Source organism: Vallitalea sp., assembly GCF_025211055.1.
Lineage (GTDB): Bacteria > Bacillota > Clostridia > Lachnospirales > Vallitaleaceae > Vallitalea.
The window spans coordinates 43677-64556 of the sequence record NZ_JAOARO010000051.1 but is presented as its reverse complement, the minus strand read 5'-3'; the positions used below and the strand labels follow the sequence as shown (position 1 = coordinate 64556).

Genomic DNA, 20880 nt, shown 5'->3' with positions numbered 1-20880 from the left:
AAGGAGGTAACTTATAATGGGTATATTTAATCGTATAAGTACAGTATTTAAATCAAATGTTAATGATCTTATTTCAAAAGCTGAAGATCCTGAAAAAATGTTGAATCAATTGATTATTGATATGGGTGAACAGTATAACAAATCAAAAGGAGCTGTTGCGTCAGCTATAGCTGATGAGAAAAAACTCAAGAAATCTTTAGATGAAGAAGTTGCAAAAGCTGCTCAATGGGCTAAAAAAGCTGAATTAGCTGTTGCTAATGGTAATGATGCTCTAGCATTACAAGCTCTTAACAGAAAGCAAGAATATGATAACCTTGCTGAACAATATCGCCAACAATGGCAGGCTCAAAAAAATGCAACTGATAATTTGAAAGCAGGACTTAGAGACCTTAGTAATAAAATAGAAGAAGCAAAACGTAAAAAAGGCTTATTGATCGCCAGAACAAAACGAGCTGAAGCTCAAAAATCTATCCAAAAAACTATGTCAAGTGTTAATGATACAAGTGTATTTGATACTTTTTCTAGAATCAGTGAAAAAGTAGATACAATTGAAAGTGAAGCTGAAGCAGCTACAGAATTAAATAGCTATATGGCTAATGATGATTTAGACAGTCAATTTGCAGAACTTGAAAATTCAGATTCTGAGGTAATGGATGAACTTGCTGCACTAAAAGCTAAACTTGGTAAATAGTAATATATAATCTTAATGAATGAATATGGGGCTTGGGGATAATACATCTAAAAATGTATTATCCCCCAAGCCCCATTAATATTATTTTTGTCCATAAAATATAGAATTCAATTCATTTTTAATTTTCTCTATTATACATTTGACTTTTTTATCTTGTAGATCTTGTTCTTTTAAGTTAAATAAATGTTTATCTATTTCAAAATCATCATTTCTCATTTTGGTATAATATATATTTTCTTTTGGTAAATTAAAATCAACCAACTCACAAAATAACTTATTATCATCTGAAATAAACTCTTGTATAGACTTTATATTATTATCATTGTAACGTTTTCTTCCGTTAATATCTCTGTTAAATCCTCTAACCCTAAAATCTAGGGTTATAATATCTGAACCAAATTCTTCAATTAAGTAATTGATAGCCTCTAAAGGTGATATTTCACCACAAGTACTAACTTCAATATCTATTCTTACTACAGATATATCACTATTATTATTTTCTGGATAAGTATGTACAGTAACATGACTCTTATCTAAATGTCCTACTACATGCCCATTATTAGGTATGACATTTCCTCTGTTACATGAATCATCAATCTTAACAACTGGTATCTGACCTTCTGAAATCAGTAAATTGACACTAGCTCCTTGTGGGTCATAATCTTGCTTTGCAATATTTAATATATTAGCACCAATCATTTTAGTAACTTTTCTAAGTACTTTTGTTAAATTATCAGCACTATAGTTACAATTAATATAATCTATATATTTTTCTTTTAACTCATTACCATCTATATAATAAATATTATAAAAATTCATATTGAGAGTTTTAGTCAGGTTATTAAAACCATATAATTTATATTTTTTACTCAATTAAATGCCTTCTCTCTAATGTAAAACTAACATATTAAATAATTTGTTTCTTCTTATTTTTTTGTACTATGTATATATATACCATCCCTACAAGAGCACCTAATATATGACCTAATTCTGAAATATTATTAGTTACAAATAGTCCATTATATATTTCTTTAGCCAAGAATAATATAGCTATAAAAATAAATGTTAGGGGAACTTTTCCATCTTTCATATTAGTGAAGGAAGTTAATATTATCATCATGAATACAATACCACTAGCTCCTAATATTCCACCACCTAAAATAATTGCTTGAAAAAATCCTATCACTACTGTTGCTATAATAATTAGTATTAAAACTGTTTTTGAAGAATATTTCTCTTCAAGCATTGGTCCTATCAATAGAATTAAAGTAATATTTCCTAGCAAATGATCTATAGAAGCATGTCCCAAAGGCCATAAAATCATCTGAATCAAACTTATTAAAGAAAATCCACCTCTATAAACAAATAAGGAATTTATAATATTAAGAGGTATAATTTTATCAATAAAGAAAATTGCTGTTGCTAATAAAGAAAATGTGAGAACCACTGGTGAGTTATATTCTATTTTGTTTAATATGTTTTTCAAGTTACTCCTCCTCGCTATTTCATATACCATTGTTATTATTATAAACATTTATGTAGGTTCCTGCAAGATATTCTTGATTTATGGTAATTAAAATTTTCTAATAATAACTTTAAACCTAAATATATGATAATTGTATACCAAAGCTTATAATTACAAATGAAATATTTCATAAATTATATTATTCTAATATTAAAATATGTATTGTAAATATTACCAATTTATGAATTAGTTTTTATATTTAAAATAACTAAAAATAAAATTGTCTATAACCTTTTAGATATAATGAATCTTATATAATAATATTTATATATAAAAATATACTGAAAATAAAATTTTTGATTGATAAAATGTATATCAATGGTATAATATCTATTGTCAGATCTGATAAAAATTATAATATTAAAAAGAATCATGAAACTATGAAAAAAATAATTTTATCATTAACACTAGTTTTTGCTTTACTTGTACTACCTGTTAATGCTCATGCTCAACAAAAAACAATCAAATCAGAAAAAACTCCAGACGAACTAGGATACAATTAATATTATTAATTCTAATAAATATAGGAATAACCTAGTCAATACAATTACTATTGATGTAAAATAATAAAATAACACTCACATCTAATCTTCATTCTGCAAAAAAACGAGCTAAATTTAAACGTCAAAAAATAGAAGCTGGAAAAAACGTGATGAAGGATTAGATAAAGATTCTAAAGGGTATAATTCTATTGTACCTAAAAACTAAAAAACTAGGTGAACTTATAATTATAACTAGTTTCAGACTATCGACAAAGCCTATTATTCACTAATGGAATAATGGGCTTATTTTCATTTATTAAGCTAACTGATAAATTATCATCAAAATTTACTTATATTAAAATAATAACCTCTTATCTTTTTGCCAGTTTTTTGAGACTCATACAAGCATGGATTATCACTATATATGGTTTCAATATTCGACTGTTGTCTGTTTTTAGCTTAATACTTTGTCGACAGTCTGAAACTAGGTTCATTTACAATTATTAGTTCCCCTAGTTTTATAAAGATCTTCAATACAGCCTTTTTATAAATTTATTGAGCTACAATCTCTTCATAACTTCTGACAGTATACTCCCTTCCTTCATCAGTCAGTTTAAAAATTCCATTAGTCTCAATAATGTAATTATTATTTTTTAATCTCATTACAATACGTTCCAAGAAATCTTTCTGCCAATTCAAGTGATTACATATACTTACTATACCATTTTCTATATATTCATTTTCATTACCTTCGTGATTATAAACATGGAATAACATTGTTTTTGCAGCAAAATCAATCTCTTGGTACTTACGCCTTCTCATTATAGTTATTATTCCACGTTTTGGTGCAAAAACAAATACTAACATGAAAGTTAAACCAGTAACAGCTGCCATACATCCTGCAATAGATACATCAAAAAACTCAGCTATCTGATACCCTACAACAGCATTAACAGCACCTATTATACCACTTAATACCAACATTTTCTTAAGATTATCAGTTATCAAATATGCCGATATAGGTGGACCTACCATAAATGCAATCACCAATATTGATCCTACTGCTTCAAAAGCTCCTACTGCCGTAACTGAAACGGAAGTCATCAATCCGTAGTGAACCAGAAAGGGTGAAAAACCTAGAACTGCTGCCAACCCTTTATCAAAAGTAGCCAACTTTAATTCCTTAAAAAATACAATTACCAATACTAGATTTATCAACAATATTGTTCCCATAGAATAGATTGCTTTTGCTCCAATGTCAACTGAGCCAATAACCATTCTGTTAAATGGTGCAAAAGCCAACTCTCCTAATAGTACTGAATCCGTATCTAAGTGAACTGAACTAGCATATTTTGAAATAATGATTATTGCAATGCTGAAAAGTAATGGAAATACAACACCTATTGCCGAATCCTCTGATAATAATTTAGTTGAATTAAGAAGTTCCACCAAATACACTGTTAGTAATCCAACTATTGCTGCACCTATTATTAAAACAGGTGAACTCAAATCAAATACTATAAAATATGCTCCTACTATTCCTAATAATATTGTATGGGTTATAGCATCTGACATCATAGCCATACTTCTAAGAACTAAAAATACCCCTGGAATAGAACAAGCTATTGCAACTATTACTGCTATTATTTGAATCTCTAATTGTGGTGTCATATCTACTGCCCCCTAACAACTAAACAATTTTTTCTATTGTTATGGTCTTTTATCTTTTTCCATATTAATCCTCTGTTAGGTGCAATTAAAATACTGACTATTACTATTATACTTATGACTAGTACTATAGATGGTCCTGTAGGCATATTGGAGGTAGATGAACTGATAATAGTTCCAAGTATACCACTTACTGCACCAAAGATAGATGCAAGTATAATCATAATAGACAGTTTATTAGTCCATTGCCTTGCAGCTACACCTGGTGCTACTAACATAGCACTCATTAAAATTACTCCTACTGTTTGCAGTCCTATGATTATTGTAGTAACTATCATACTAGCTAACAGAAAATCTAATTTTTTTGTTGAGAAACCAATACTTCTTGCAAACTCATAATCAAATGAGATTATTTTAAGCTCCTTCCAAAAAATAATTACCAATGTAATAACAACAATACCAGCAATAAATATTATCTTAACATCTCTACTAAGTAATGTTGAAGCCTGCCCGAATATAAAATTTTCCAGTCCTGCTTGATTTGCATTTGGTATTTTCTGAATATATGTCAATAAAGTTAGTCCAATACCAAAAAATACTGATAATATAAGTGCTAGAGCTGAATCAAATTTTATTCTAGAATGCTTATCAATTAATCCCACTAGCCATGTAGCTAATAACCCTGTTATTAATGCTCCAATCAAAAGAATCAATGTATTTTTACTTCCACTGAAAATAAATGCAAGAGTAATTCCTGGTAATGCCGCATGTGATACTGCATCCCCTAACAAACTCTGCTTTTTTAGAACAGCAAAACTTCCAACTACTCCGCTTATTATTCCAAGAAGTGCAGAACCTAATGAAACTATTTGTAATGTGTAATCTGTAAATATCATTCTAAAATCAACCATAACATTACCTACCTTTTAACAATGTGCCAGTACTATGATATGTTTTAACTAAATTCTCTTCTGTAAATACTTGCGAAATGGGACCACATGCTATAAGCTGAATATTAAGTAGAGTTACCCAATCAAAATATTCTTTTACTGTTTGCAAATCATGATGGACAACTATCACAGTTTTCCCTTGTTTTCTCATTTCTTTCAATATGTCAACTATTGCTCTTTCTGTCTTAGCATCTACTCCTTGAAATGGTTCATCCATAAAATATATATCTGCATCTTGGACTAAGGCTCTTGCCAAAAAGACACGTTGCTGTTGTCCACCAGATAATTCGCTTATTTGCCTATGTGCAAAATCCTCCATCCCTACTTTGATTAAAGCTTCCTCAGCTAATTCTCTTTCTTTTCTTCTAGGTCTCTTTATCCATCCAATATGGCCATATCTTCCCATTAGAACTACATCTAACACAGTGGTAGGAAAATCCCAATCTACACTACCTCTCTGAGGTACATACCCTATATTCTTTCTCTGCTGTCTATAAGAGAGTCCATTAAAAAGTGTACTACCTGAAATAGGTTTTATTAACTCTAGCATAGCCTTAATCAAAGTAGATTTCCCTGCACCATTAGGTCCAACTATAGCCATTAAAACTCCTCTTGGAATTCTTAAATCAATATCCCAAAGCACAGGTTTTACCCTATATGCAACTGTCATATCTTCAACTTCTATTACATAATTATCTGTTTTAACCATATAATTACCCTCTTTTTTTTGGTGTATATTGCTTAACTTTCCCACCTTTAATTTACATCTATATTATTATTCTTCAAATCATTTTATTATGACTCATAGTTTTTTATAGTGAGAAAGTAAATATATTATTTTAGTGCATCAACTATAGTATTTACATTACTTTTAACAGTTCCTATATAGGTTTCTGCTTCTGTTCCTTCACTTCCTAGTGAATCAGAGAATAGTTCTCCACCTATTTCAACTTCAAAACCTCTTGCTTTTACTGCCTCTTGTAGAGCTTCAACATTTTTCTTAGGAACTGATGACTCAATGAATATAGCTCCTATCTTATGCTTGACAATAAACTCTGCCAATTCCCTTACATCTGCTGTACCAGCTTCAGAAGCTGTTGAAATTCCTTGCAATCCTTTAACCTTAAACCCGTAAGTACTTCCAAAGTATTCAAAAGCATCATGAGCAGTAATCAATATCCTCTTGCTTTCTGGTAATTCTTCTACTCTTGATTTTACATATTCATGTAGTTCATCTAATTCTTTTATATAAGCTTCATAATTATCATTATATGTGCTCTCATTTTCTTTATCAAAATCTATAAGACCATCTCTGACTACTTTCGCTGCATCTTTCCATAGTAGAACATTGAACCAAATATGTGGGTCATGCAAATCATCTTCACTTACTATTAAATCCTCCTCATCAATACCAGATGCTATTTCAATAACTAACTTTCCATTTCCGTTTAGATTCTCAAAAACTTCACCCATCTTACCTTCAAGATGTATACCGTTATAGAAAACCATGTCTGCATTCTGCATCAATGATACATCTCCAGCACTAGCTTTATATAAGTGTGGGTCAACCCCTGGTCCCATAAGACCTTTAACATCTACATTATCTCCACCGATAATATTTACTAAGTCAGCAATCATAGTAGTCGTTGCAACTATATTATATTTTCCATCAACCTTTGATACTTTTTTGCTATTATTACAAGCAGTAACTCCTATTGATAATACTAAAACCAAAAACATAATAAACAAATTTTTTTTCATTAATTTGACCTCCTAATTATTATTTGTTCCCGACTAATCACTAAGGATAGGTATATAACTACCATGGGGACATTGCTCAGGTTTACCTAAAAATTCATAGAGTCGTTCTTCTAATAAAAATGAAGTTACATGTTCTAATTTTTCTGCTTCTTCATGTACTTGATCCCAAGTATATCCTAACTTTTCATATAAAAAATACTCCCATATCCTATGAATTCTGATTAATCTTATGCCTATCTCTCTGCCTTCTTTCGTTAATTTACAGCCTTTATACGGTACATATTCTACTAAATTTTTATTGACTAATTTTTTAATTGTTTCATTAACAGTTTGTGGTGTATGACCAAATTTTTTTACAAGTTCTTTGCTACTAAGATATTCTTCTGTGTTTTTATCTTCTAGGACTATTATTACTTTTATATAATCCTGTTCTGCTCTGTTTAACATTTCATCACCCCTTGATTGTTAAGGTTAACCTTAACATTTGTTAATACTATTATATACTTAATGATAATGATTGTCAATATCATTTTGTTAATAAACTAATAATTTTTTTATATTATTATTATCATAATTAATACGATATATGTTTCATTTTACAATCCTTGACATAATATAATAGCTGGTCCTGTCTTTTGTAGAAACTTTTCTATAAATAAAAAAAGCTCTCAACAATATTGTCAAGAGCATTATCTTTTTGGTTATTCTCCTGCTACAGACAAACTACTGATTTTTAAGGATGGTGAACCAACATATCCTCTACTAGGCATTGCGAATTCCAAATCATTTCCTATGTCTTCAATGTTCTTCATCATCTCTATATAATTACCGGATATGGTAATCTGATTAACTGGTCTATTAATTTTACCTTGTTTAATTTCATAACCATAAGCAGAAACAGAAAAATCTCCTGAAATAGTATTCAATCCTGAATGCAAACCTTGCACATTAATAATTAACAAACCTTCTTCTACACTTCCAATCAACTCATCTAAGTTCTTCTTACCTATTTCAATATACATGTTAGTAGGTGCAATATCAATAATGGAATTGTAAGCTGCTTTATATGCATTACCTGTAGACTCCACACCATCTATGGCAGCCGTCTTAAGATTATGAAAATAAGTTTTTAAAATACCCTTACTAACCAGTTTCTTATACTTACTAGCAACTCCTTCTGCATCAAATGGCTTAGTATATGCTCCACATTTCATAAAAGGATCATCTACAATAGTAATTGATGAATTAGCTATCTTTTCCCCTATCTTTCCTTTTAATAATGATAAATCTTTATGTATATTATCAGCTGAAAAAATTGGTGAAAATGCTCTTAGAATTTGTGCTGATACATCAGCTCTAAGGATAATTGGATATTTTCCTGATTTTATTTGAGTGGCTCCAAGCATTGATATTGCTTCATCTACCATTTCTGTAGCTATACTCTTACCATCTATTTTGTTTAGATTATCAGCAACTTTATATCTATATGCTGCTTTTACATCTTCATTTTCTTTTACATCAATGAATGCATATGTTTCTACACGGTTAGATTTATATTCAAGATCCAGTCCTCTAGTATTACTGATTATTGTACGATTAGTAGTCTCCTCAAGTATATTATAAGGCATGGCAATTACTCTATTATCTTTTTTGAATATTTCTTTTTCTAACTGAATCAAATAATCAATCTTTTGCTCATTACTAATTTTTTCTGAATCCCTATTATAAGTAATTATATGTTTATATTCCTTTGAACCTTCAAATATGATATCAACATCATCGTTATCAATTATCTTAGCATTTTCCATGGCTTCAGCTATAAGCATGTCAATACAGCTTTCATCTAATTTTTCTGTATACGAGTAACCCATTTTATTATTATACAATCCTCTAAATGAAAGTCCTTCTTCAACGGAATTTTCAAAGGTATCAACATCGCCTTTGAATACCTTTATACTAAGCCCTTTTTTATTAAAAATGTATACTTCCATTTCCTTGAATCCAGCTTTTTTACCTTTATGAAATAACATTTTAATCATTTTCTTATTATCCATTATTTATCACCATCCCTTCCACCAACAGTCATTTTACTTACTCTAATTGTAGGCTGCCCTACATTGACTGGTATACTACCACTTATTGAACCACACATACCTTGACCATGATCTACATTATTTCCAACCATATCAATTTTTCCAAGAACTTCTATTCCAGTTCCGATCAAAGTAGCTCCACGAACAGGTCTATCAATCTTACCATTTTTAATAATATAACCCTCAGTTACAGCAAAATTAAACTCACCTGTCGATGTATTTACTGAACCTCCGCCCAGATTTTTAGCGAATAATCCATATTCGGTATTGGCTATTATCTCTTTTCTTGTTGACTTACCTGCTGCAATGTATGTATTAGTCATTCTTGAAGTTGGAGCAAAGCGATAGGATTCTCTTCTTCCAGAACCTGTAGACTCCATATTCATACGACGTCCATTAAATTTGTCTATCATATAACCTTTTAGAATGCCATCTTCTATTAATACGTTTTTCCTAGCCTTTGTACCTTCATCATCTACATTTATTGAGCCCCAAGCATTAGGAATAGTTCCATCGTCAATAGCAGTAACTAATTTTGATGCAACCTGTTCACCAAGTCTGTCAGCGAATACTGATGATTTTTTAGCTACACTTGTAGCTTCTAATCCATGACCACAAGATTCATGGAATAATACTCCTCCAAAACAATTATTAATTATAACTGGTATTTTACCGCTAGGACAATAATCAGCTAATAACATTGTTTTTGCCATCCTAGCTGAATCTTCTGCGTATGCATTCACATTAGTCTTATCAAAAAATTCATAGCCCATTTGTGCTCCAGGACCATGTATCCCCGTTTGCATTTCTCCATTTCTAGACGCTATAGATTGAATCATAATTCTAGAACGAATTCTGTTATCTTCTACAAAAGTACCTTCTGTGTTAGCAATAAGAACCTTTTGCTGATGGTCTAGATACTGTACTTTTACTTGTGAGATAAGAGGGTCATATCCTTTTGCAGCTTCATATGCTGATCTCATTAAATCTACTTTATGGAATTTTGATATTGAACTTGGATTAATTTTTATAGAATGGATATTATCAAATTCACCTCTATTAAAGTTAAGTACCAAATTATATTTCGCACCCTTAATAGCAGATGCTGCTTCTTTAGCTACTTTTATCAGATTATCTCTAGTAGAGTTATTAGTATAAGCATAAACACAATTTAGTCCATTGAATATTCTTATCCCTATACCATATATCTTACCCGAAACACTTTTTTCAAGTTTTCCCCCTACTAAGGTTAATTGTGTATCATTCCTGTCCTCTGTAAATATCTCTGCGAAGTCTCCTCCAGTAGAAACTGCTGCTGTCAATACGTCCTCAATTAACGTTTTACTTAACACTTAATTCCCTCCTCATATTAAATCTAATATTATAATTAATTATTATATACCATATATATGGTGAAATTAAAAAAATTATATATTTTATATTATCATATTTATTAAATTAGTGGAAATATAAGTACATTATTCTAATTCAACTAAACTATTCTCGCATTTTACTTTTATTAATATTGACATGATAATTAACTAGTGTTACCTATTATTTATTATACCTGCAAATTCATTGATGCTTTCTATAATCATACCGTTATTTCTATGAGTGCTGGAACTATCAGTTTTTGATACCATCTTTACAATTAGTCTATGAAAAAATCCAGCTTTTTCCTTATTGATTTCTCCTCCAAAACACCCTTTTACAATAGTTTTTCTACATAACTCATTAGGGAAAGCATCATTCAATTGCTTAATCGCTATATCCCCACCTACAGAACACGTTACAAACAATCCAATTTTTTTATCTAACAGAATCTGCAGATTATCCAAACAAAATCTCCGTAGTTTTTTCTGGAGTCTTCCTACATATATAGGTCCTCCAATAATAATCTTATCATAGCAGCTTATGTCTTTAATTATTTCCTGTTGAATATTAACTATCTTCACTTTACCTTGCAAATCATTACGTAAAACTTTAATACATTTTTCTGTAAAACCATATTTGGTACTAAAGACTATTAAAACACTCATATATGTATCTCCCACTCATAAAAATTTTAATATATATATTATATCTTAATATTACAGATTAGATTCTATCTATTTGATACACAGCCATTTGATTATAACACAAAAAAATTAATGGTAAAAGAAGTTGTGAATAAATAGTTCTTCTTTCACCATTAAATATAATTACTATATACTATTAACAATTATTTATAGCATCTGCAAATCTTTTTACGTTATCTATACATATTCCATTATTCCTATTTGAGGTATTATCATCAGATTTTGATACCATCTTAATGATTAGGCGATCAAAAAAACGTGCCTTTTCTAGATTGACTTCTCCACCAAGATAGTCTTTAATTACTGCTCTATTATACAGCGTCTCTGGAAAAGCGTTTTTTATTTGTTTTCTTGCGTCATCACCTGTCATTGAACATGATATATATAATCCTATTTTTTTACTCAATAACATGTTAAGGTTATCTACACAGAATTGCTTAACATTTTTACGAAGCTGACCCGCATATATAGGACCTCCAATAATGATTTTTTCATAATCAGATAAGTCCTTTATACTTTCATTCTGTAAATTGATAATATCAACTTTACCATTTAATTCATTCTCTAGAGCTTTTGCACATTTTCCTGTAAATCTGTATTTTGTTCCATAAACTATTAAAGTACTCATAACAAACCTCCCTAATTATATTTATTGTTGGTCTTTACTCAATGCATCTTCTATGGCTTTTTTTATAGTATTACTACTAACTGTAGCTCCAGTTATACCATCCACCTGTAACGATTGTTTTTCAATAATCTTATCTGTCATAGCTTCAGCTTTTTTCCCTAGACCTGTTTGATGTTCATCAATAACGATAGTTTTGATAGTATGATTTTCAACTTCCACACTAACCCGTACCTTGACTAATGTAGAATCATGACTTCCTTTATATATACCATCTTCCAATGTATTAAGGTCAATATTACTAACCTCAATCTCCTTTACCTGAATTGATTTTACTGCGAAAAATGCTATAACAAGAATGCCTAATATTATCAATAAAATTTTACTGCGTTTTTTTAGCTTCTTCATCAAATCACCTCTTATTATTTTTTGATTCCACTTATTAGAATATCTAATTGCTGATTGATTAATTTTTCTTTTTGCTCTATATCAATCTCCCCTTCAATAATCAATCGCACAGTTAATCCAAAAATGGAAACCCATAAAGCTTGAGCTGTAAGTTCAACGTTACATTCTTTGAACTGATTTAATCGTATCCCCTTTCTAATGCTGTTACATAATATCTTAATTGATTTTCTGTCTTCACTGACCCCTTTATGAAGTATACTTGTATATTGCAATATAGATGCCTTGTCACTTAGGACTATTGCTAAGTAGTAATCGGAAAACTTGAGAACAGCATTAATATAACTTATAAATCTCTCTCTTATTTCTTTCTCTGGCTCCTTTTCAGAGTCTTTTACATCCCTAAGACTGTTTAAGATTTCTCCATAGCCTTCTTTTAATAGTATTTCTGTAATCTCATCTTTATCCTTGAAATAGTGATAGACAATACCTGGAGAATAATCTAATGTATTGGTAATCTTTCTTATGGATATTTTATCAATTCCCTCTTCTACCATTATTTCTCTTGCAACATTCAATATTAATTGTTTTATTTCTTCTTTTTTATTTATTTGCCTTTGTCTACTCATAATTACCTAACTCTTCCAAATTATATTAAACAATATTTAATTATTAAACACTGTTTAATTTTATTATATATTTTTATACCCCTGTAGTCAATAGGAAGAGGTATAAATTTTATAATATTAATATCTATTATTTAATTTGAACTTTTTTTGCCACAAATAGATTGACAAGGGATAAGGTAGCAGCAAAAAAGAATATGTACTGTGGTCCCCATGCACTCCATATTATACCACCAATATAAGCGCATAATATAGAAACAACATGGTCCATACTAATTCCCATTGATAAGGTGGGTGTTATATCTGACATATCAACTGCTATTGAGCGTAAATATACAGTCTTTACCATTCCCATTTGCATGGACATCTTATCTATTATTATTAGGCTATAAGCTAGGATAACTGGCAAACCAATAAGCGGAAGTTTTCCTGTATCAAACCCAGTAGTAATCAAACCATACGCAACATATACACCAATAAATGATAATGCATCAGCATATAATAATTTTTTCACTCCAAAACGGTCCAGCCATCTACCAACTGCTGGTATAAAGAAAATTCCAATGAAGCTGCCTATCATCATGAGAATAGCTAATGTATCCGCTTTTTTATTGAGAATGTCTATAAGAACCCATGGACCATAAACTACCATTATTTGTTTCTGAACCCCGTGCATAATAGCTAATATATAATAATATTTATATTCTCTACGAAATACGAATTTTAAATTTTTCTTTTTCACCAAAGGTCTTTTCAATAATTTCAATAGATATACGAATAAAACAATTATCACAAGAAATATTACAGCATCAATAACAAATATGTACTTTATCTTAGTAGTAAAACTAAAAACATTGGTTCTAAAGCCTACAAACACCATAATAGCTGCAACCATACTGAAAGCAGTAAATACCCCTTTATACTGCCCCATTCTTTTACCTATCTTTTCATCATCAATCAAAGAGATTCCAATACTGTCTTGTAAAGGAAAGAATAAATGCATCCCCATAGAATTGATGAATAGAAATATTAACATCACAGAAAATGTTGGTGTAATGAATCCTAACACTGTAATACCTATAAAGCTCAATATCTGTGCAATGATAGAAAGTCTTATATCTCCCATGAAAGATAATGCAGTAACAACAAAAATACATAACATTCCAGGCAATTCTCTAGGAAATTCTATTATACCACGTTGATAAGCTGTAATATTATACGCATCCTTAAAATAATTAGAAAAAATATCATTGGACAATCCTAAACCAAGTGCAGTGAGTGCTAAAATAATAAAATATAGAGCCATTTCTTTTTTTATTGTAAAAAGTTTCGTCATAACTTATCTCTCTTCCTTTAATTTAGTTTAGATATGTTCATAAATAATAGTATCGTACTTTTATATAAATATTTTCAATGATTATATCATAAATCTGTATAATAATAAACATAAATAAGTTATAAGGATTCAACATAATAATTTAACATAATCCATCATGTTAATTGATAAACTTTTTAACAGTAATGTCTATTTTAGATTATGCCAAATTACTTAGCAGAATCTATACCATTTTATTTCATACTTGACTTAAAAAACCTATTAATTTATAATAATACCTAATTAATAATAATTATTATTTATTCTCATGAATAATATATTAATATTTACTTAACTATAATATAAGAGGTGATAGATATGTTGAAAATAGCATTTTTTGATACTAAACCATATGACAAAGAAATATTTGATGTTTTAAATAAAGATTATGGTTTTGAAATAACATTCTTTGAAGAACGTTTAAGTGATAAAACAGTAAAACTTACTGAGGGTTTTGATGTAGTTTCTATATTCGTACAAGACAAAGCTTCTTCCTTTGTTGTAAATAAACTACATGAATATGAAGTTAAATTGATTGCACTTCGTTGTGCCGGTTATAACAATGTTAATTTTAAAGCAGCAAAAGGAAAAGTACATGTGGTTCATGTTCCAGCTTATTCACCCCATGCAATAGCTGAATTCACAATCTCTATGATGCTGACATTAAATAGGAAAATACACAAATCACACAATAGGACAAAAGATCTTAACTTCTCACTAAGTGGTTTATTAGGATTTGATATGTACCAAAAAACAGTAGGTGTCATTGGTACAGGTAAAATAGCTAAGATTCTAATTAAGATCCTAAAAGGCTTTGAGTGTAATGTTATCGCTTATGACATATATCCTGATAATAATTCAGCAGAAGAGTTAGGTTTTAGTTATGTTCCTCTTGATACTCTATTTAAAGAAAGTGATATCATTACTTTACATTGTCCTTTAACAAAAGATACTGAATATATTATTAGTGACAAAAGCATTAATAAGATGAAGGATGGGGTTATGATTGTTAATACTGGTAGAGGTAAATTAATTAATTCCAAAGATTTGATTGAAGGTCTTAAAGAACATAAAATAGGTAGTGCTGCCTTAGATGTCTATGAAGAAGAAGATAAATATTTTTATGAAGATTTCTCTGTAGAAGGGGTTAATGATGATATATTGTCAAGACTTATAACATTCCCTAACGTATTGGTTACATCACATCAAGCCTACTTCACAAAAGAAGCTCTAAATAACATAGCCACAACTACTTTTAATAGTATTAAACAGTTTAATGAAGGCAAATCATTAGAAAATGAGATAGCCTATATATGCGATGAAAATGGTTGTGTAATTAAAAAAGTTAACTAGAAGTAAGAGGGGCTGCTAAGCCCCTCTAGGTTATTCTACTACTTGTACTTTCATCAAGTTAGTTTTACTTCCTTCTGCAAGAGGAACACCTGCTGTTATTACCACCAAGTCTTTTGAATTAACTATGCCTAGTTCTCTTGCCATGATTACTGATTTGTAAAATAATATGTCTGTAGATGTTTCCTGTTTTAAATATAACGGTGTAACACCCCATAATAACTGCATCTGTCTTCTAACTTTTTCATCACTTGTCACAGCAATTATCTGCACATTAGGTCTGTACATAGAAATCATTCTAGCAGTATTACCACTATAAGTAGGACATATTATTGCTTTTGCTTTTAGATGTATTGCAGTAGTATAAGCCGAATAACTAACAGCATGTGTAATACTTGTCTTACTTTTTTGGCAGATATTTCTCTGTTCGTGGTCAGTCATGCTTTCAGAAGCATATGCAATCTTACTCATAACTTTTACTGCTTCAACTGGGTATAGTCCAGCAGCTGTTTCCCCTGACAACATAATAGCATCTGTTCCATCAATAATAGCATTAGCAACATCAGAAACTTCAGCTCTTGTTGGTCTTGGATTTTTTATCATAGAATCAAGCATCTGAGTAGCTGTAATTACAGGTAACTCATTTTGATTACATTTATCTATTATCATTTTTTGTACAATAGGTATTAATTCAGTTGGTGTTTCCACACCTAGATCACCACGAGCTATCATAATCGCATCAGATACTTTTATGATTGAATCAATATTGTCTACTCCTTGCTGGTTTTCAATCTTAGATATTATCTTAACATCCTTACCACCATTATCATCAATAAATTTTCTGATTTTTAGAACATCTTCCTCTTTTCTAATAAATGAAGCGGCTATAAAATCAATATCATGTTCAAGACCGTAAAGAATTTCCTCTTTGTCTTTTTCCGTAATAGCAGGTAGATTAACATTTACATTAGGAACATTAATACCTTTTTTATTTTTTACTATACCACCATTTTTTACAATACATTTAATAGTTTTCTCTTTGGCATCAACTTGTAGTACTTCAAGTTCAATTAAACCATCGTCAATTAATACTTTACTACCTTTTTTGACATCCTTATATAGTGTAGGATATGTTATACAAAAACCTTCTTTGGTACCATCAAAATCCCCATTGCATATTGATATTTGTTGACCTACTTCAAGCTTCAATTGTCCGTCAACAAAATTTTTAGTTCTTATTTCAGGACCTCTTGTATCCATTAAAATAGCTACTGGAATATCTAACTCTTTTCTTACTTCTTTTATTATATTAATAATCTTCTTATAATACTCTTTTGTTCCATGAGATAGATTAAGTCTAGCGATACTAAGTCCATTCTTTACAAGCTCAGTAATAGTTTCTCTATTATCACTGGCAGGTCCTATCGTACAAATAATCTTTGTTTTTGCTTTATACAATATTAAACCTCCTAAATTTATATTAATATTATTGTTCTATATAATCATGTAAATTTGCAAAAAAAATTTGTAAAAATATATTTGTGGAACAATATTTATTAACTACTATATATTTTGTTATATACAAAAGTTTTTCCCATTATATTATACGCACAAAAGTTCCATTTGTAAAGCGATTATTTTTCTATAATAATATTAATTATAGTTTTTCTATTGCGAGGTCCATCAAATTCGCAAAAATATATTCCCTGCCAATTATCTTAGTTATCATATAATCACCTATATTCTATTATTTTTTATTTATTTCAGTTTAAACCAATCATTAGAAATAATCAATAAAAAGAGAATAATACATCAACCAATTAAAGGTACGCATTAAAAAAAGAGATCTAATTAAACTCCCTGTTTTAGATACCATTCTTTATAAAAAATATTAAATTAAATTGTTCCAAAAATAAATAGCCAAAGAAAAAAACACACTAATTAATAATATATGTATAATGATATCTGTTATAAAAATCCCTAGGAAAACCCAGTTATAAATAATAAATCTTTTTTTCATTATTGCACTGTTGCAATTTCAGATCCTAAACAGATTACCCAGATGATAATTAGTACTATTGCACATGCATTAAGCACTATTCCTGCAATACCCATACCTTTTGATTCATTGTTTTTTGCTCTTCTTAACTGTTTCAACTATCCCTAAGACTATTATGTTACTATGTTATAATTACTCATTAACCATTGAATGTTTTTAATTCTATCTTTATCTAAATCTTTTATAAAATCATCATAATATATTTCCCATTCTTTTTCCCTATCACCTATATCAATCAACAACAGGTCAATTCCTTCTCTATATCTTAATTCTTCATCATAGACTACCTTACCTAAAATAGCTAATTCCATATCATTCAATATATTAAATATACTATAAAACGTTTCTTCACCAAAAAGACAATCCGCTTTTAAAATATCTATAAAATCAATTAACGATTTTACATTATTCTTAATAATATTAATAATATCTTGTGTATCATTACATTCTTGAATTGTATTAACCAATTCTTTGAATGAATCATCATCCATCCTATCATCTGTGTCCAATAAATTTATCTCTTGCAGTTTTTGTGTATCATCAACTATAACCATATATTTTAAGCTACCATGCTTGATATTACTAATCAGCCTGTCACTAAAAACGCTCTTATACTCCTTAATATAATGTATAAGCGCCTTATCTTTAATATCTAAATTAACAGCTATCTCCTTAAAAATATTATCCAACAGCTTATTAAGATCTTCACTTTCTAAATTACTGATTTTACTTACTATCATTTCATAATCAACCTTGGATATATGGATACTAATTCCTTCATTTTCAGCTATTAAGAAAAATATATAATTATTGATTACTATTTCAAACACATTTATTAACGCTTCTCTATAATTCAACTTGTATAACTCTCCATAACAACTTAACACTTCATCTATATCATTAATAAAATAATTGCAGAATTTATTTTCTAACATAATTGTCTCTAGATACTTTCTAATATAAAAAACTCCCTGTATATCCATATCATCAATTGCTAATGGATAATCAATACAGCAAATAGTTTCATGAGCATTATACAAACAATTATAATCCCTTAAAAAATATGGTATAGCTGTGTGTAAAGTATCGTTATAAGCTTGTATATTTATTTGTAGCTTATTATCAATGACATTTTTGTATAGCTCTTTACATTCCTCTAAAAATAATTTTACTATATTTAATCCTTTTTCATATATTTCTGTAATTCCTTCACTTTGTAAGGTAATTAATCCCTCTTTCTGTGAACATTCACTTACATAAGCATCAATTGAGTAATGAATAGACTGTAAAAGATTCTCCGCAACTTCTACTTTCACCGACGAACTTTCACCAAAAGTGTATTTCGCTATTAATTTCTTTAATATAACTAATGTCTCTATATTATTTTTATTAATTAGCTGTAAAGACAAATCATTATTCATTAAAATGTCACCCCCTTCAAAAAATCAGACTCTTGATACTTGATTCGCTGATTCCTTGCAAAATTCTCAATTTCCCTTCCTTGCAACAACTCAATAGACCCCTTACAATAATCCTCAAAAAACTCTCTTAAGATCTCTATAATCTCATCATCACTCAGATTATCTTCTGTCTCATTCTTCATATAATAAAAAACTTCTTGTAATTCCATTAGAGTCGACATATACATATCTTGTTGTATATAAGAAGAATTATAAAAACTCTTAATTAATTTATTAATAACTTCTGTACCTAATTCAATACGTCCATATCCTCTTAACAAATCATTCCTAACATCAATAATCTGCATAATCTCATGCTTAGAAAGTGTAAGACCATATTTTACAGTCTCTTCATTAAGTCTAATAATCTCATTGACCTGCTGCTCCGTTGAACTATTAATAATCATAATCGGTAATTTCATAACGACCTCCTAAATAAATTCATCCAAAAACCTTGACAAAAAAACCAAAATATGATATAGTAAAGTTGATTTATTATGTCTTTTTGTATAATTAAGCTTTAAATTTTATTATATATCATTCTTTAATTCTTGTCAACATAAAATATTTACCCATAATAATTAAAATTTGATACAGCCAAGAGTTATGAACACAGAAGAAAAAGGATTTTGTGATTCGTATTGAACGTCACTACGCGCAAAATAGTATATGTATATGTGAAGTAGTGAGGCAGGACGCCGAACCCAGCTTTTAATCTGACAGCTCTACTGGACTGTCAGAAATAATAATGGACTCGATGTCCATTATTATTTGTTGAGCTCAGGACGAGCAAGTAGCTGGCGAAACATATACATATACTATTTTGCAAATACCACGTTAGAACAAAACACTTTTTCTGACTTACTTACCATAGAACTTCATACAATTTCCCAATAAAAAAAAAGGCATATACCTATACCTTTTTTATTTTTTATATCAAATCATATTTTATTCTTCATCAATACAATCACTATTCACTATTCTAATAACTAAATAACTCAAGAACAATAGAAAACATGAAAGAAATCCATATTTAATTAGTTTTTTAATCATGTCCATTCCCCCTTTGGTAATAACATATTTATATTATACCAAACACCAACCTATAAAAACATTCATTTTCCTTACAAAATTTATGTACAACCTTACAAGTATGTAAGATTCCATATCTAATAGGTTTACTCAGTTATTGTAACATGTTCCTTCTCAACATCAGATAAAGCTTTGAAGATTTTTTTGATACTATCTGGAACCTTATCAAAATAACGATCATAAAATGCAATTGCATGTTTCTCTCTTTTATTAGCTTCCATCAATAATAATTCATCAGTATTATGCTTTGTATAATCCATTTTTCTAAGACTTGGTAATGCAGCAAAACCTCCAAAATTTTTATGAACTCTTGCATGCATCATCTCAATATTACTCAAGTCCTTAAACATTTTTTTCAATTTCTCATCCTTTGCTTGTTTACTAGCTTCAGCATAGAAATCACCATTAAACATTTCTAATTTCATACCCATATCCAATACTTTCCTAGTTTTATCATCTAAGTCATCTGGATTAAGATTGATGTATTCCTCATCATCACTTAGATATTCTTTTGAAACACCACAAAAAGGACACCTAATTATATAGTCTGCTTCATTTTTATCAATAAATGTAGAATCATTCATATTATAGTTTTTATCATTTATGATCATTCCACATATTAAACATCTCATTTTTTTCA

General features: G+C 29.3%; 22 protein-coding genes and 1 pseudogene. 3 read left to right on the top strand and 20 right to left on the bottom strand.

Annotated elements, in window-relative coordinates:
* Positions 1 to 16 precede the first annotated feature (16 nt).
* Positions 17 to 691: a PspA/IM30 family protein gene (locus tag N4A55_RS06500; protein WP_293754750.1), complete on the top strand. Its 675-nt coding sequence runs from the start codon at positions 17 to 19 to the stop codon at positions 689 to 691.
* Positions 692 to 772: 81 nt separating this feature from the next.
* Here N4A55_RS06500 and speD read toward each other — a convergent pair whose 3' ends face one another.
* Complete coding sequence (gene speD, locus N4A55_RS06495) at positions 773 to 1564, bottom strand: adenosylmethionine decarboxylase (protein ID WP_293754749.1); 792 nt, start codon at positions 1562 to 1564, stop codon at positions 773 to 775.
* Between the two features lie 34 nt (positions 1565 to 1598).
* Positions 1599 to 2177, bottom strand: a complete 579-nt coding sequence (locus N4A55_RS06490) for a rhomboid family intramembrane serine protease (protein WP_293754748.1) — start codon at positions 2175 to 2177, stop codon at positions 1599 to 1601.
* 419 nt (positions 2178 to 2596) lie between these two features.
* Between N4A55_RS06490 and N4A55_RS06485 the strand changes: the two genes are divergently transcribed.
* On the top strand, positions 2597 to 2719 hold the full coding sequence (locus N4A55_RS06485; RefSeq protein WP_293754747.1) for a hypothetical protein: 123 nt from the start codon (positions 2597 to 2599) through the stop codon (positions 2717 to 2719).
* Between the two features lie 531 nt (positions 2720 to 3250).
* Here N4A55_RS06485 and N4A55_RS06480 read toward each other — a convergent pair.
* The 12 genes from N4A55_RS06480 to N4A55_RS06425 all read right to left on the bottom strand — a co-directional run bounded on the left by N4A55_RS06480 (position 3251) and on the right by N4A55_RS06425 (position 14240).
* Entirely contained in the window at positions 3251 to 4369 is a 1119-nt protein-coding gene (locus N4A55_RS06480; RefSeq protein ID WP_293754746.1) for a metal ABC transporter permease, read from the bottom strand.
* 2 nt (positions 4370 to 4371) lie between these two features.
* A complete protein-coding gene (locus tag N4A55_RS06475) occupies positions 4372 to 5277 on the bottom strand; it encodes a metal ABC transporter permease (RefSeq protein WP_293754745.1) in 906 nt (301 codons plus the stop codon).
* A gap of 4 nt (positions 5278 to 5281) precedes the next feature.
* Entirely contained in the window at positions 5282 to 6025 is a 744-nt protein-coding gene (locus N4A55_RS06470; protein ID WP_293754744.1) for a metal ABC transporter ATP-binding protein, read from the bottom strand.
* Between the two features lie 125 nt (positions 6026 to 6150).
* Positions 6151 to 7077 carry a metal ABC transporter solute-binding protein, Zn/Mn family gene (locus N4A55_RS06465; protein WP_293754743.1) on the bottom strand — a complete coding sequence of 309 codons (927 nt, stop codon included), beginning with the start codon at positions 7075 to 7077 and terminating at the stop codon, positions 6151 to 6153.
* Positions 7078 to 7110: 33 nt separating this feature from the next.
* Positions 7111 to 7524: a metal-dependent transcriptional regulator gene (locus N4A55_RS06460; RefSeq protein ID WP_293754742.1), complete on the bottom strand. Its 414-nt coding sequence runs from the start codon at positions 7522 to 7524 to the stop codon at positions 7111 to 7113.
* Between the two features lie 254 nt (positions 7525 to 7778).
* Positions 7779 to 9131, bottom strand: coding sequence for a TldD/PmbA family protein (locus N4A55_RS06455; RefSeq protein ID WP_293754741.1), 1353 nt, complete (start codon positions 9129 to 9131; stop codon positions 7779 to 7781).
* Complete coding sequence (locus tag N4A55_RS06450) at positions 9131 to 10522, bottom strand: TldD/PmbA family protein (protein ID WP_293754740.1); 1392 nt, start codon at positions 10520 to 10522, stop codon at positions 9131 to 9133. Before N4A55_RS06450 ends, N4A55_RS06455 begins: the two co-directional genes overlap by 1 nt.
* A 195-nt stretch (positions 10523 to 10717) precedes the next feature.
* On the bottom strand, positions 10718 to 11209 hold the full coding sequence (locus tag N4A55_RS06445; protein WP_293754739.1) for a flavodoxin domain-containing protein: 492 nt from the start codon (positions 11207 to 11209) through the stop codon (positions 10718 to 10720).
* 175 nt (positions 11210 to 11384) lie between these two features.
* A complete protein-coding gene (locus N4A55_RS06440; protein WP_293754738.1) occupies positions 11385 to 11876 on the bottom strand; it encodes a flavodoxin domain-containing protein in 492 nt (163 codons plus the stop codon).
* Positions 11877 to 11897: 21 nt separating this feature from the next.
* Positions 11898 to 12281 (bottom strand): FMN-binding protein, encoded by a 384-nt coding sequence (locus N4A55_RS06435; RefSeq protein ID WP_293754737.1) that lies wholly within the window; start codon positions 12279 to 12281, stop codon positions 11898 to 11900.
* Positions 12282 to 12295: 14 nt separating this feature from the next.
* Entirely contained in the window at positions 12296 to 12907 is a 612-nt protein-coding gene (locus tag N4A55_RS06430) for a TetR/AcrR family transcriptional regulator (protein ID WP_293754736.1), read from the bottom strand.
* Between the two features lie 127 nt (positions 12908 to 13034).
* Complete coding sequence (locus tag N4A55_RS06425; RefSeq protein WP_293754735.1) at positions 13035 to 14240, bottom strand: MFS transporter; 1206 nt, start codon at positions 14238 to 14240, stop codon at positions 13035 to 13037.
* Between the two features lie 357 nt (positions 14241 to 14597).
* Here N4A55_RS06425 and N4A55_RS06420 point away from each other — a divergent pair, with 357 nt between their 5' ends.
* Positions 14598 to 15632 carry a 2-hydroxyacid dehydrogenase gene (locus N4A55_RS06420; protein WP_293754734.1) on the top strand — a complete coding sequence of 345 codons (1035 nt, stop codon included), beginning with the start codon at positions 14598 to 14600 and terminating at the stop codon, positions 15630 to 15632.
* A gap of 30 nt (positions 15633 to 15662) precedes the next feature.
* Here N4A55_RS06420 and pyk read toward each other — a convergent pair whose 3' ends face one another.
* The 6 genes and pseudogenes from pyk to N4A55_RS06395 form a co-directional block, all read right to left on the bottom strand.
* Positions 15663 to 17087: a pyruvate kinase gene (gene pyk, locus N4A55_RS06415; RefSeq protein WP_293754733.1), complete on the bottom strand. Its 1425-nt coding sequence runs from the start codon at positions 17085 to 17087 to the stop codon at positions 15663 to 15665.
* Between the two features lie 176 nt (positions 17088 to 17263).
* Positions 17264 to 17338: pseudogene (locus N4A55_RS17030) on the bottom strand (secondary thiamine-phosphate synthase enzyme YjbQ); the annotation flags it as partial.
* A 310-nt stretch (positions 17339 to 17648) separates the two neighbouring features.
* A complete protein-coding gene (locus N4A55_RS06410; RefSeq protein WP_293754732.1) occupies positions 17649 to 17786 on the bottom strand; it encodes a hypothetical protein in 138 nt (45 codons plus the stop codon).
* 15 nt (positions 17787 to 17801) lie between these two features.
* Positions 17802 to 19109, bottom strand: a complete 1308-nt coding sequence (locus N4A55_RS06405) for a DUF6179 domain-containing protein (protein WP_293754731.1) — start codon at positions 19107 to 19109, stop codon at positions 17802 to 17804.
* Positions 19109 to 19570 carry a DUF6323 family protein gene (locus N4A55_RS06400; RefSeq protein WP_293754730.1) on the bottom strand — a complete coding sequence of 154 codons (462 nt, stop codon included), beginning with the start codon at positions 19568 to 19570 and terminating at the stop codon, positions 19109 to 19111. The genes N4A55_RS06405 and N4A55_RS06400 overlap by 1 nt, the downstream gene beginning before the upstream one ends.
* Before the next feature lie 756 nt (positions 19571 to 20326).
* Positions 20327 to 20872: a ferritin family protein gene (locus tag N4A55_RS06395; RefSeq protein ID WP_293754781.1), complete on the bottom strand. Its 546-nt coding sequence runs from the start codon at positions 20870 to 20872 to the stop codon at positions 20327 to 20329.
* Positions 20873 to 20880: the final 8 nt, after the last annotated feature.